Origin of the sequence: Telluribacter roseus, assembly GCF_017355915.2 — a bacterium.
Classification (GTDB): Bacteria; Bacteroidota; Bacteroidia; order Cytophagales; family Spirosomataceae; genus Telluribacter.
The window spans coordinates 276239-289597 of the sequence record NZ_JAFEUV020000003.1; the positions used below are offsets into that span (position 1 = coordinate 276239).

The following is a 13359-nucleotide window of genomic DNA, read 5'->3' on the forward strand; positions in this document are numbered from 1 at the left end:
CGCTTACCCTACGCTACCACCGCCTCTTCTGATTTTTTAACAGAAGTTGTAAAGCTCAGCCGCAGGAACAGCAGGATGTACAGCAGGTCAATGAACACCGGTACTACCGAGCCGGGGCCCTGGTAGAGGGCGCTGCCGAAGGGGTTGTCAGAGGTGCGTACATCCAGCGTGAAGTACACGCAGTGCATCAGCACCAGTACCCGGGCTACCCACACCTGCTTCACCGGATTTTCGGCCAGGATGCCGATCATAGTGATCAGTACTCCGATCATAAACATGTGCAGAAACACCCAGAACATGGCGTCGTGGTAGTGGGGAGAGGCGAGGGTTTGGGCGGGTACATTGAACTCCGCCATCTTTTCCATGACGCCTCCGATCAGCATGGTACTGGCGAGGAACATGTCCAGGATACCTACAGTCAAACAGGTGGCTTTGAATCCGGGCAGAAATTTTCTAAGTGTAGTCATAGTAGTGGTATAGAGTGAGGTGAGAAACAGGGGACCTTCTCCGAAAGGGAGGAGGGGCTAAAGTACAAGAGCAGCCGATTTAAAAAGTCGGCTGCTCTTATTTTTTAACTGATACTCCTTATTGCTTTTTCTTCCTGTGGTCCGGAGGTACTTTGGATAGCCACAAAATAGCTCACAACAGGCCGGTAAGTAGTAGGAGGGGCCTCATGCCGAAGGAGTGGTTCAGAGGGAGTAGTAAAAGCGTAATCAGAGAATAACAGGAGTACCTAACAAAAAGAGGCAGTGCGATGACTGCCTCTTCTGTTAGATGTGGATATAGAATAGCTATTAATTGTATCCTGGGTTCTGGCTCAGTACCGAATTACCTCCCGAGCGGCTCAGGTCCAGCTGACGCTGAGGGATGGGGAAGTATTCGTTCTTACCTCTGATGAAGCGTCCGCCGCGTACATCGGTGGTAAGGGTACCCTCGTAGTTGAAGTACGCATTGAGGGTAGGCTCTGCGATATCCCAACGCACCAGGTCAAAGAAACGGTGGCCTTCCATAGCCAGCTCAAGCTTGCGCTCGAAGTAGATGGCTCTGAGAGCGCCTTCTTTACCCATCTGAGAGAACGCACCCGCCGGGTACACGCTGATCTTGTAGTTAGCAGCCGGCGTATTGGTGTAGCCCGCCAGCGGATTAGCCGGGTTAGCATAGGTGTATACGTAGTTGACAGGGTTGGCAGCGCGGGCACGTACCTGGTTAACGTAGGTCTGTGCCTGCTCCAGGTTACCCAGTTGGGCCTCTACTTCGGCAGCCATCAGCAGTACATCAGCAAAGCGGATCACGTTCCAGTTGATAGCGGTACCAGGTGCCCATGAGTGCTGATCAGCGTACAGATCCTGAGTAGCCTGCATGTAGATGTTCTTCTTGGGTGAGTAAGGACCCGCGTAGGTCTGGCCAGGGCTACGAACCCAGTCAGCGCCAGGGTGGTTACCCCAGTCCAGATAAGGAATACCACGACGGCCAATGGTCCAGTCGATACGGGGATCCAGCGGACCGGCATCCGTAGTGAAAGGCTGGTTAGAAGCTACACCCTGGTCATTCTTGACAGGCTGGTTGTTGTAACTCTCAACAATAGGTAGTCCGGTCTCGTCAGTACGGTAGGAGTTAGCCAGGTCGTGCGAAGGCTGGAAGAAGCCGCAGCAGCGGAAGGGGCTGTTTCCGTAGGGGAAGTTCAGCATATCACCCTGGTTAGCGTTGGCGATGGTGTTGGTACCATCGTTAGCTACCATCTGAATCTGGAATACCGACTCCGAGTTGTTCTCGGTAGCGGCGTTGAAATTATCATGGAATTTCGTTACCAGCGCGTACTTCAGGCCGTTGCTGGTCACACCCTGGTTGATCACCTGATCGAACAGAGGCTTGGCTTCTGCGTATTCCTTCTGGTACAGGTGGGTCTTGGCCAGGTAGGTAGCCGCCGCCCATTTGTTTACGCGTCCTACGTCCTGCTGCGTAGCGGGCAGGTTGTCCATCGCAAATTTGAAATCAGCTTCGATTTTAGGCCAGATGTCCTCGGTGTTGGACACGTAGCTGGCAGCCGCTGTTTCGACGGTTTCGTCGATCCAGGGTACATTGTTCCACATTTTCTTCAGCTCGAAGTAGTAGTGTCCGCGCAGGAAGCGAGCCTGGGCCGCAAAGCTGGCACGCTCGGCTTCGGTAACCTCGGTAGTCTGAGCGAGTACACGCAGTACCGAGTTGGTACGGTTTACACCTTCGTACAGTACGCGCCACTTGCTGTTGAAGAATCCGTTGCTGGCATCAGACGTAAACTTGGCAATCGCATCAATGGCAGGCTGGTCACTACCGTCGCTACCCTTGTGGGCATCACCACCGGCTATGCTGCCGTACACCCAGTTGCTGGGGGAGGCTTCCCAGGCGTTGGTACCCGCCAGGTTCAGAGCGCCTCCGTTGTTGAACTGACCGTCCAGCGCGGCATAGGCTCCGTTGAGCAGGGCATCCACTCCACTGCGGGTGGCAAGTACCTGGTCGCTCAGGGCACCCTGAGCAGGTATATCAAGACTTTCTTTGCAGGAGTCGAGGGTTAGACTTATGGTCGTAACCGCCAGGACTGCTATATATTTCTGAAATCTCATAATTAGATTAAGTAGGATAAAAAATTAGAACGTTACATTCAGACCGAACAGGAACTGACGCTGGTTGGGATACACCCCTTCGTCGATACCAAATGAGGTAGTTGACGAGAAAGACTGGTTGAGGCTACCACCGGCGCTGTTGTTGGTGTTGGCAGTTGTACCGATTTCGGGATCCAGACCTGAGTACTTGGTGATAGTAAACAGGTTGGCTGCCTGTAGGTATACCCGCAGACGCTCTACACCCAGTTTCTTGAGTGAACCAGCGGGCAGTGTATAACCAAGCTGTGCATTCTTGGCACGCAGGTAGGAGCCATTCTCTACGAAGTACGAGTTAGGTACACTGGCCGAGCTGAATGAACCGACTGTTTCCTGGATAGGAGCCTTGGCATTGGGGTTCTCAGGAGTCCATGAGTCGTACAGCGCCGTGCGGCTCTTGGCACCCTGGAAGTTGGCGTTGAAGTCAGTCCACCATCTTACGTTGTTCCAGATATCGTTACCCTGCGTACCGTAGAAGAAGATGCTGAAATCAAACTGCTTGTAGGTAGCACCCAGGTTCAGACCGTAGCTGAAGTCAGGGTTAGGGTTACCGATAAAGGTACGGTCTTCGTCGGTGATCTGTCCGTCGCCGTTGATGTCGGCGTAGCGGAAACGACCTACGGCTACGTCATTCTGGTATACGGCATTGGCATTACCGGAAGCCTGCTGAGCCTGTGCATTGGCTGTGTTGATCTCTTCCTGCGAGTTCCAGAAACCATCTACTTTGTAGCCGTAGAACTGACCAATCGAGTGGCCTACCGCGTTGCGCACAATGTAGCTACCGTTGAAACGACGTCCTTCCTGATCGAAGTAGTCGATACCTTCGGCCAGTGAAACAATCTTGTTGTTGTAAGTAGTGAACGTAAGGGTAGCGTTCAGTTTCAGATCGCTGGTGATGTCGAAGCTGCTGGAAGCGGCCAGGTCCACCCCGGTGTTACGCATACGGGCTACGTTTACAGAAGGAGGTGTTCCCTGTCCGGCCGTACCGGCGAGTTCGAGCGTGTACAGCAGGTCACGTACTTCTTTGTGGTAGTAATCGGCAGTGATATCCAGTTTACCTTTCCACAGGCTGGCGTCAAAACCAATGTTCGAGTTGATGTTCTTTTCCCAGCGGGCATTGGGGTTACCGATGCGGTTGCGCTGGAAGCCCAGCTGCGTCAGTGAGTTAGAGCCGGTGATGGCGTAGTACGACGAGGTACGGTTACCACCGTAGGTAGTGTAGGCGTTAGCCGGGTCTACGTTGAGCTGGTTACCCATGATACCATAACCCCCGCGGATTTTCAGGTCGCTCAGCCAGTTGATGTCCTGCATGAAGTCCTCTTCCGACAGACGCCATCCCGCACTGATTGCCGGGAACCATCCGTACTGGTAGTTCATGAAGCGTGACGAACCATCGCGACGGATCGTAGCGCCGAGCAGGTACTTGTCTTTCAGGGTATAGTCCAGACGACCGATCAGCGAGAACAGTGCGTCAGCGTAGCGGTTGCTGTAGTTGGTAGGCGTACCGGCACCGGTCGACAGGTTAGTAAAGTTAGGGTCAAACGAGAAGTAGTTCTGCGTAGTACCCCCTACGTTACGGCCCTGGTTCTGGTAGGCTTCGGTACCTACTACCACCCGTACATCGTGGATGTCGTTGAACAGGTGCTGGTACTGTACGGTGTTGGTCCAGGTCCAGTTGTAGCCACTGAAGGTATTCTCGGTATAGGAGTTGGTAGTTGTATTCTCCTGGTTTTCGTAAGCAGGATAAGCAAACGAGTTGAAGTTACCCATGAATACCTCTCCCCCGAAGCTGGTACGGGCGGTGAAGTCTTTCAGGAAGTCAATCTCGGCGTACATGTTACCGAACAGACGGTTGTTCATACCACGGTTGTTAGCCGTACGCTCCTGAATAGCCACCGGGTTAAGTGCGTTACCCAATCCCTGACCGAAACCACCGGCGTAGTTGCCCATGATGTCACGTACCGGGATGATCGGCTGCTGACGGAACGCGTGACCAATGGAGCTACCTTCCTGCAGAGCGTTGATACGTGGGTTGTCTGTTACCGAGAACGCCAGGTTTTCACCTATACGGATGTTTTCGCGAACGTTGTACTGGCTGTTTGAGCGGATGGTATAACGCTTCAGATAGGTGTTGCTGAGTGTACCCTGCTGGTTGAAGTAGTTGAACGAGAACAGGTAGTTACCCTGCGGGGTACCACCACTCACGGCGATGTTGTGGCTGGTCATAGGAGCCGGCTTGAAGATCTCGTGGAACCAGTCAGTACCTTCCTTGTTGGCCCGTGTAATACGGTAGAACTGGTTGTACTGATCAACGCTGGTATAGAACGGGTTCAGGTTGTAACGGGAAGGATCCACCGAAGGATCGCCTTCTTTAGCGCCCTGAGGAGCGATATAGTCGGGCAGAACAGGCGTAGGTCCGCTGCCGTACAGAGGGTCGTTGATTACCGCGTTGGGGTTGGAGTTACGGATCGCGTTGAATTTGAGCTGAGCCGTTTCCTGAGGATTCAGCAGGTCCCATACGTTGCCGCTCTTGGGGAACTGCATACCGGTATAGGTATCGTACTGTACCTTCACCTTACCTGTACCACGACGGGTAGTGATGATGATTACCCCGTTAGCCGCGCGTGAACCGTAGATAGACGCCGCACCGGCATCTTTCAGTACCTGCATAGAGGCTACGTCGTTCGGGTTGATGTCGTTGATGTTCTGGGTAGGTACACCATCCACTACGTAGAGAGGCTGGTTGTTACCGAATGTATTCAGACCACGGATACGTACCTGAGGAGCTTCACCGGGCTGACCCGATCCCAGTACGGTAACCCCGGAAGCACGTCCCTGCAGCTGGTTGGTAACCTGCGCAGTAGGCTGCGACTGGAGTTCCTGTACGTCTACTACGGCTACGGCACCGGTCAGGTCTTTCTTACGCTGGGTACCATACCCCACTACTACCACTTCGTTCAGTGACTTTACGTCCGAACCCAGTTTGATATCGGGTATAGTAGTACGGTTGTTGATTTCGATTTCCTGCGTTGAATAGCCAATTGACGAAACGATCAGGGTACCATTACCATCAGGAACGTTCAGGGAGAAGTTTCCTTCGATATCGGTAGCGGTACCAATGCTCGTGCCTTTCAGCAGTACGGTAGCGCCGGGTAGTCCTTCGCCTTTCTCGTCAGTTACGCGGCCCTTTACGGTAATGGGGGCGTTGGCTTTGCTGACGTTTGGGCTTGTCACCTGCTCGCCGGGCTTCGCGTTATCAGCGGCCCGCTTCAGGATGATGGTGTTGCCGCCCAGCTCGTACGTGATCGCCGCCGGACTCAGTACCTTATTCAGTACATCCGAAAGCTTCTCGTTGGCCACTTTGAGTGTGCCTATGCGTTGTTGGGTGAAGATGCGCGGGTTGTACATAAACTTCACGTCTGCTTCTTCACCGATGCGTTTGATTGCCTCCTCTATCGTCGGGTTAGCCAGTTGTATACTCACTCTCTGGTTGAGTAACTCCTGCCCGTATGAGTCTTTTGCCTGTGTAATCGTCGCAAACGCTGTTACTACGAAAAACAGGTAGAAACTGACTTTCATAATTTTGAGCAGCCGTTGCTGCATTTGTATTCGAATTTTCATAAATTTGGTTTGGTTGTCGGTTTTCATCGGCAATAAAATTCCCTTACCCCCACCGGGGTGCTTTTGGAAGAGAGCATGTAGGGGATTGATCACGAGTCAGTGATGTTGCAGCATTGCTGACTCATTTTTTTGTAGGTCTTTTTACATTGATTGGTTTTTAGGCATAGGCAACAACAGGTGTTTAGGTTTTATCTACATCCTTTACTACTTATTATTATTTTTCCATCCATTTGCTCATACTGAGCGTCCAGCGTTCTGCATATCATGGAGAGCTTTTCGAACAGCGGCTCGTCGTCCAGTGAGGCCGTCAGGTAGCAGTTCTTCATGACCTCCTCGTCAAATACTATCTCCACGCCGTAGGCCTTTTCCAGCGAGGCGAATACCCGGCTGATGGGCGTTCCGCTGAACTCGAACATTGCCCGCTGTATGGGCATGTCCAGGATCGTGGGTGTATCCACCAGCGACCTCAGGAGACGCCCTTCGTCCTGGTCAAATACTACCCGCTGATTGGGCGTCAGCACCAGGCCGGCTAGCTGCTTCGACTGCTGCTTTTCAACCCTTTCCTTATCTGAGCGGGTGAATACCGATACTTTACCGGTTTTGACAATAACATTGACCTGATCGTTGCCGCTGGCCTTCACCGTAAAGCTCGTGCCCAGTACCTTCGTGATCAGGTTATTGGCGTATACAAAAAACGGCTTCTCCGGATTTTTGGCTACTTCAAAGAAAGCCTCCCCCGTTAGGTACACTTCCCGCTGCGCGTGCTGGTTGAAGTTGCGGGGAAAGCTGATCCGGCTGTTAGGCAGCAGCAGTACCGAACTTCCATCCGTAAGCATGACCAGCTGGTTGTCCGACGAGGTATTGGTGATCTCTTCCAGGGGAGTAGCCGCCTGGCTTACCAGCTCCTGGTAGATACGGGCCGACGGATTGGTCGTACGCTGGTACTGGTCCCAACCCAGCCAGGCCATTCCGATCAGCACCATGGCTGCCGCCCACCACCAGACGGGGTAGGTTAGTCGGCGCACCGGCGGGGTAGCTGCGGCAGGTGGGGAGGCTACGGCAGGCCGGGTGGCCTGGGTAATCTGCCGGATGTTCTGCCGGACTCTGGCCGGAGGTAAGGTAAAAGTGTCTCCCTGTAGGGCCAGCAGGGCTTCTCTGGCTTTGTGATAGACAGGCGCTTTGTCAGGATACAGCAGCGGAAACTGCTCCCACCATTGAGCTACTTCGGGAGTAGCCCCTCCGAATACCCACATCCGGAAAGAGTCATCCTCAAGAAAATCCCGTAGCTCCGAATGGTTAAATGTTTTCATTGAAAAACGCTATTTATCTGCCTCTCTATACAGACAATTAGCCAGGTCGATTTACATACCCTCCATTTTAGACTTTTTTTTAATTTTTTTTGAAGCTTTTAGAGAAAGGGCCCAAATACGTATAATAATAGCACGGGAATAGTGGAATCTTCCCAGTGCTCCCTCAGAAACGTAAGGGCCTTATGGAGGTGATTAGAGACCGACTGGCGGTTAATAGTCATGATATGGGCGATCTGGTCCACGTCCAGGCCTTCGAAGTAGCGTAGGTACAGGGCTTCCTGCTGCCGGATGGGCAGCTGGTTAACGACATGCTTAATCTTATGAACAGTGAGCTGCTCTTTTTCCAGCAGAAACAGCACATCCTGGAAGTTCTGCTCGGAGGGTAGTTCCGAGGCCTCATCTTCCGAAACCCAGCCGCGACGATGCACGCGCTGCAGCTCCAGAAGCATCTTGTGCCGGAACGACTTGAACAGGTACTTACGGATGGAATCAGTAGCACTCAGCGACAGGCGCTTCTCCCACAGGTATACAAACAGATCGTGCAGGCAGTCCTCAATCAGGCCTACGTCTTTGGTAAACCGGGTACCAAAGCGGAATAAAATGTCGTAATGACGCTCGATGATCTGCTCAAATGCTTCATGATTTCCTTCCTTAAACTGTTGCCATAATTGCTGATCAAAAGGACTATCGTTAAGAGGAGCAGTTTCAATCATATTAAATCCTACAATATCGCTTTCAGTGTGCCTAATAAAATGCCAAGTTAACAAATCCTTAAACTCCTAAGATACTCCCAAACGAGGTTAATGGCCTATTTTGGGGATTATGCGGCGCTTTAGGCATATGTTACAAAAAGTTACAAACAAAGTACAAAACGTAGTTGGACCGTACGGTCCTTTTAGGACTGACGTAGGTGCCGCATTGTACTTTACCAGTTATGTGTACATACCCAACGGCTATGTAACCACCGGTATTGTATCATTAGTTCTTTTTACGACCCCTCATTTAGCTATTAATCAGCGGCCTCTTCACCCCGGTCGGGTACCCGTATTTCGTAGCCCTTGGCACTGGCGGGCAGATAGTAGTTGGAGGTGTTACTGAACCACGGATTAAGTTCCCGCAGTTCCTTATAGGTAGAGTTGTGCTGCTTGGCGAAGTCGATAAGGTTGATGCCCTTTTCTACCCGCACGGTCTTGAACCGGTAAGGCTTGTACTGGTCTTCGGGACGTATAAAGTACCCGTAGGCCTGCGGGTTTTCCATGATGAGCTTGAAGGCAATGAGCCGGTATACGTAGCGGGCGGTTTCGGGGTTGAGGTACAGGTCCCAGAAGTTGTTGGTCTTCTGTACGTCCAGTACCCCCTTTACGCCACTTACGCCCCGGTTGTACGAAGCGGCCACCAGCGACCAGCTGTTGAGGTTGCGGTAGGCCCACTTCAGGTAGCGGCTGGCCGCCTCGGTAGCCAGCTTGGGGTCCTTGCGCATATCCACGTCGCTGTTGATGGTCAGGCCGTAGTCGCGGGCGGTAGCCGGCATAAACTGCCACATGCCTACGGCGCCGGCGTAGGAGCGGGCCGTATTCTGAAACTCACTTTCGGCTACGGCCAGGTAGATAAAGTCGGTAGGTACGCCATTTTCCTGCAGGGTCTTCTCGATCAGGGGGCGCCAGCGCTCGATGCGTTTAAGGATAAATATAGTGTTGGAGTGGCGAAAGGTATTGATGATCAGTTCCTGCTCCAGCCCTTCGCGCACGTCATCCCGTTCCAGGGGGACTCTTTCGCCGGCAAAGGTCAGGTCCTTCGGAATGGGAGGCATGCTTACGTACTGGGGGCGGTCCGGAGCGTCAGTACCAAAGTTGGCCTTTGTAACTACAGAGTCTTTTTGTTCCGACCCGGAAGACTTATCCCTGGAGCTGCAGCTGATACAGAAAAGTAACCCAAAAAAGAATATATAACGCATCGTATACAAGAAGAGTAAGTGGTAAAAATTAACTAAGGCCGGAGGCTTTTGTTCATGGCGTTTACTCTATAGTCGCGGAAAGACGGAAGCGGCCGGACGAAAACAGGAGCCTGCCGGGAAAGCCTACCGGAGCTAAAACAGCTCAGATTTCGGCCGCGGGAGTGTATTAGAAAAACCTTAAAGTTGCTCAGGAGGGGTAACCATTGAAAATGGGCCGAGTTACTTAATGAACAATGAGCGCATAGGAGCAGGGACGGCCGATGAACGGAGCTGCCTAAAGGTTTGTGAGGGATTCAGTAATGATAGAATTATGAAGTGGAGTATACTTACCATTTTCCTAACGGTACTTTACCAGGTTGCGGCAGGTCAGGACACAACCCATACTTTTTCCTACGCTTCCGGTACCTTCCTCGCTTCGGCTGATGATCGCCTGCCTGATACCTATACCCGTATTCTGAACCGGGAGTGGCAGCAATGGCGTCAGGAGAACCTTGAACCCCAGGTACGTCCCTTCATCACCGACGACGCCCGCGTGGTAGGAGCCCGGCTGGCCCAGCTGGAAACCTGGTTCAGGGGGGATCGTGAAGCGAGCCAGCAATGGGTAATGGCGGCCTACGGACCTAACAACAGGCTTGAGGTATCCATCGGGGGCGTGTTTGGGATAGAGCGGCACGAGGAGAATCGGGGAGGTACATTTGCCTACGCGCTGCCTCTGCTGCAGGCCAAGTACCTGATCCGGCCGTACGCCCCCGGCCGAGGCCCCGGCTTCGGTATCGTGGCGGGTAGTTTTCTGCCAGCCGGCAAGGGCTCGTTCCGACCCACGGGCTACGGTACCTTTAGCTTCGCGACCATCTCGCAGTGCTTCGGTGAAGAAGAAAATGTGCTCCTGCACCTGAACACCGGATTCAACTACCTGCACGTGGATGGAGCCAACGAGGTACTGCCCACCTGGGGATTCGGTACCCAGATCAAAACCATCGGAGGCTTTCATCTGGTGGGGGAGATCTTCTCCGGTGACCCCTATGTACCCGGAGCCGGTATGTCGTACCAGGCGGGCTACCGGCACTTCTTTAGCGATTTATTTCAGATAGATATGACATTCGGCAAGGGACTGGCGGGGGCTAATCCGCTACCGCTATGGTTCAGTGCCGGTGCAAGAATAGTGTTCACTCATTTTCAAAAGAAGGCGTACTAGCTGGGGTGGCCTTGTGCCGCATAGGCTAGTGAGTCCGCAGCGCCAGCGCTGCGGACTTTTATTTTGTAGTAGTGTAAGTACAATGATAAGTACCTCTTGTGGTGAGGCCGGGGCTACTGAACCAACTGGCTGTACAGTCGGTCAAGTGTATCGGGGGCACTGTCACACAGGCCCGGATGCACCGCCGAGGTCTGTACGATGGTACTGCGCGCAGCCGTTAGCCAGCGGAAGCGCCCGGCTATGGGTAGCTGACCGATGGGACCGCCCTCGCGGCGTCCGGCACAGATGCGCTCGAAAGCCCGCAGGCGTTCTTTCAGCTCGGGCAGGTCTATCTCCGGCGAAAAGGCCCGCAGCCGCTGCTCGTTCAGTTCGTAGCGCGTTTGCAGAAATCCCTGCGAAGAACAGTAGAGGATGACGCCAACATTCATAAACTCCTCGCGTTCGACCCGCGGTACTACTCGTATGACGGCGTATTCAAATAATTGCTTTTCTGGCATCCTTTGCTCCGTTGACAAAAATTTCTGAATGGGCGAGGCGGGTGGTCAGAAACTGCACGTACACCTGCCGTTGTTCCTCGGGCTCACCTTCCAGTAGCCACTGATCGGGCACCAAAGATACAATAGATCTGATTTTCTCTTCGGTAAGTACCTGCCTAAACTCCGCGTCGACCGCGTCGAGCTCCGTAGCCAGGGGCAGCAGTACGTGGTCTTTGATCTGGGGGAAGGGGCGTCGGGCCTGCTCTTCCCACGGCTGACCTGTATGGTGAAAGTACAGCGCAGCACCGTGGTCGATCAGCCAGAGCTCCCGGTGCCACATCAGCATATTGGTATTGCGGGCGGTGCGGTCTACATTGGTTGCCAGGCAGTCCAGCCACACGATCTGCGAGGCCAGCCGCGCATCTACCGTAGTGACCAGTGGGTCAAACGTGATGGCGCCCGACAGGTAGTGGAGCGCCAGGTTGAGTCCCTCGCTGGCCCGCAGCAGGTCCTGGATCTCCTCGTCGGGCTCAGTACGGCCAAAAGCCTCATTGAGCTCAGCGAATACTATCTCGGGTATGCGGAAGCCCAGCAGGCGGGCGATCTCGCCGACGATTAGCTCGGCGACCAGTACCTTGGGGCCTTGCCCGGCCCCTCTGAACTTGAGGACGTACAGAAAGTCGTCGTCGGCCTCGGCAATGGCCGGCAGGGAACCACCTTCGCGCAACGGCGTGACGTAGCGGGTCACCTGCACGGTTCGGAGTTCGGGTTGGTAACTACTCACAGGGGTATCATTCATCTTGTACAACTCCGGATGCTACCGGCAGTAACTTACTAACCAGTTCCGGCGGGAGTTGTCCTGAAAGGTAGGGCAATTTTCTGATAAAACCGGACGTCGCCTCACCCTCGGCCTAATACTTAGTCGCCGGAAGAGCCGTCCTGTCTTCCCGAAATGTGCAATTATTTACCAGCCTTCTTCTTCATGACACCTTTAAAAATGCCAGGAACGTATGGCGCGCTTTTTTCTCTGTACAAAATGAAAAGGGCCTTAACAGGCTTGAATGGGTGCTTCCGGAGAGAGAGCATGCAGGGTGAGGACTAAATGCAATGAGCCATGAAAATCAATCACAAAGTAAAAAATACAATAAAGATCTTATTCGTCGCGGTACTGGCGGTAGTAGCTGTCAGCTACAGGAGCAACCAGAGTCAGCAGGTTGTTTCGCCGATGTATGCGCTTAGTGGTAACGATATGTCCAGTGAGGCTGATACGTTTAGTACAACTGATACATTGGGTACCGATAGCCTGACAGGTAGTCTGGTGGATAGTATACCGGCAGAGCCCGCCTGGATGGCGGTGGAGCCGACGGATATCCGCTACCGTTGGATAAAGAACAGTGACTCATTGAGAAAGAACCTGAGCGGAACCGCCCGTAAGCTGGTACTGGCCCTGAACCGGATCAGTGAAAACCGCCTCCGACGGGTGGACTCGCTGATCGTACCGGATACCGTAGCTTATGACTACATGGCTTACTCGCCTTTTCCCTGGCGGCTGGAACGGGCAGCAGAAATAGACAAGATTATCTTCTTTGACTACCGCATACAGGCTTTTGGCGCCTACGAGCAAGGAAGACTGGTGCACTGGGGACCCGTTAGTATGGGAGGCAAGAAAAGCCTGACGCCAACGGGGCAATACCATACCAACTACCGGACCCGCCAAAAGGTAAGTACTGTAGACAGTGAGTGGGTATTGGACTGGTACTTCAACATTATCAACTCCGAGGGTATAGCCATCCATGAGTACAGTCTGCCGGGCTACCCGGCCAGCCACGGTTGTTTACGTTTGATTGAGCGCGACGCCCGCTGGGTCTACGATTGGGCCAGTCAGTGGAGACTTTCGGCAGATAGAAACCGGGTGATTGCCCACGGTACGCCGGTAGTGATCTATGGGGAGTACCCTTTCGGAAGCCCTCGCCCCTGGTTTGAGGTAGTACAGGACCCGAAGGCCATTGATGTACCGGTCGCTACCCTGGATAGCCTTTTGGATAAGTACCTGCCTAAGGTACTGGAGCGGCAGACGGTGCGTGACTCAGTACTGGTAGCCCGAAGGGATACTGTACAGGGGCTGATGAGTCTATAAAATTAGATTTAGCCCAAAGCAGAAAAGCAG

Annotated in this window: 10 protein-coding genes; 2 read left to right on the forward strand and 8 right to left on the reverse strand. The window is 53.3% G+C overall.

The window, feature by feature from the left end; genetic code table 11:
• Nucleotides 1–8: 8 nt before the first annotated feature.
• The 6 genes from JTN23_RS07330 to JTN23_RS07355 form a co-directional block, all read right to left on the reverse strand.
• Entirely contained in the window at nt 9–467 is a 459-nt protein-coding gene (locus JTN23_RS07330) for a hypothetical protein (RefSeq protein WP_247233451.1), read from the reverse strand.
• 327 nt (nt 468–794) lie between these two features.
• Nucleotides 795–2600 carry a RagB/SusD family nutrient uptake outer membrane protein gene (locus tag JTN23_RS07335; protein WP_247233452.1) on the reverse strand — a complete coding sequence of 602 codons (1806 nt, stop codon included), beginning with the start codon at nt 2598–2600 and terminating at the stop codon, nt 795–797.
• 24 nt (nt 2601–2624) lie between these two features.
• Nucleotides 2625–6257: a TonB-dependent receptor gene (locus tag JTN23_RS07340; protein ID WP_247233453.1), complete on the reverse strand. Its 3633-nt coding sequence runs from the start codon at nt 6255–6257 to the stop codon at nt 2625–2627.
• Nucleotides 6258–6445: 188 nt separating this feature from the next.
• On the reverse strand, nt 6446–7567 hold the full coding sequence (locus JTN23_RS07345; protein ID WP_247233455.1) for a FecR family protein: 1122 nt from the start codon (nt 7565–7567) through the stop codon (nt 6446–6448).
• 98 nt (nt 7568–7665) lie between these two features.
• Nucleotides 7666–8280, reverse strand: coding sequence for an RNA polymerase sigma factor (locus JTN23_RS07350; RefSeq protein ID WP_247233456.1), 615 nt, complete (start codon nt 8278–8280; stop codon nt 7666–7668).
• Nucleotides 8281–8576: 296 nt separating this feature from the next.
• Entirely contained in the window at nt 8577–9521 is a 945-nt protein-coding gene (locus tag JTN23_RS07355) for a lytic transglycosylase domain-containing protein (RefSeq protein ID WP_247233457.1), read from the reverse strand.
• Nucleotides 9522–9831: 310 nt separating this feature from the next.
• Here JTN23_RS07355 and JTN23_RS07360 point away from each other — a divergent pair, with 310 nt between their 5' ends.
• Complete coding sequence (locus tag JTN23_RS07360) at nt 9832–10716, forward strand: PA4824 family protein (RefSeq protein ID WP_247233458.1); 885 nt, start codon at nt 9832–9834, stop codon at nt 10714–10716.
• Nucleotides 10717–10829: 113 nt separating this feature from the next.
• On the opposite strand, the gene JTN23_RS07365 is transcribed toward JTN23_RS07360, so the two are convergent.
• Nucleotides 10830–11213, reverse strand: a complete 384-nt coding sequence (locus tag JTN23_RS07365) for a DUF3037 domain-containing protein (RefSeq protein ID WP_247233459.1) — start codon at nt 11211–11213, stop codon at nt 10830–10832.
• Nucleotides 11191–11991, reverse strand: a complete 801-nt coding sequence (locus JTN23_RS07370; protein WP_247233460.1) for a HipA family kinase — start codon at nt 11989–11991, stop codon at nt 11191–11193. Before JTN23_RS07370 ends, JTN23_RS07365 begins: the two co-directional genes overlap by 23 nt.
• Nucleotides 11992–12306: 315 nt before the next feature.
• Between JTN23_RS07370 and JTN23_RS07375 the strand changes: the two genes are divergently transcribed.
• A complete protein-coding gene (locus JTN23_RS07375) occupies nt 12307–13329 on the forward strand; it encodes a L,D-transpeptidase (protein ID WP_247233461.1) in 1023 nt (340 codons plus the stop codon).
• Nucleotides 13330–13359 lie beyond the last annotated feature (30 nt).

Excerpts from the sequence above, each read along its gene's own strand:
- JTN23_RS07330 (WP_247233451.1), bottom strand. The coding sequence starts at position 467 with ATGACTACACTTAGAAAATTTCTGCCCGGATTCAAAGCCACCTGTTTG.
- JTN23_RS07335 (WP_247233452.1), bottom strand. The coding sequence starts at position 2,600 with ATGAGATTTCAGAAATATATAGCAGTCCTGGCGGTTACGACCATAAGT.
- JTN23_RS07340 (WP_247233453.1), bottom strand. The coding sequence starts at position 6,257 with ATGAAAATTCGAATACAAATGCAGCAACGGCTGCTCAAAATTATGAAA.
- JTN23_RS07345 (WP_247233455.1), bottom strand. The coding sequence starts at position 7,567 with ATGAAAACATTTAACCATTCGGAGCTACGGGATTTTCTTGAGGATGAC.
- JTN23_RS07350 (WP_247233456.1), bottom strand. The coding sequence starts at position 8,280 with ATGATTGAAACTGCTCCTCTTAACGATAGTCCTTTTGATCAGCAATTA.
- JTN23_RS07355 (WP_247233457.1), bottom strand. The coding sequence starts at position 9,521 with ATGCGTTATATATTCTTTTTTGGGTTACTTTTCTGTATCAGCTGCAGC.
- JTN23_RS07360 (WP_247233458.1), top strand. The coding sequence starts at position 9,832 with ATGAAGTGGAGTATACTTACCATTTTCCTAACGGTACTTTACCAGGTT.
- JTN23_RS07365 (WP_247233459.1), bottom strand. The coding sequence starts at position 11,213 with ATGCCAGAAAAGCAATTATTTGAATACGCCGTCATACGAGTAGTACCG.
- JTN23_RS07370 (WP_247233460.1), bottom strand. The coding sequence starts at position 11,991 with ATGAATGATACCCCTGTGAGTAGTTACCAACCCGAACTCCGAACCGTG.
- JTN23_RS07375 (WP_247233461.1), top strand. The coding sequence starts at position 12,307 with ATGAAAATCAATCACAAAGTAAAAAATACAATAAAGATCTTATTCGTC.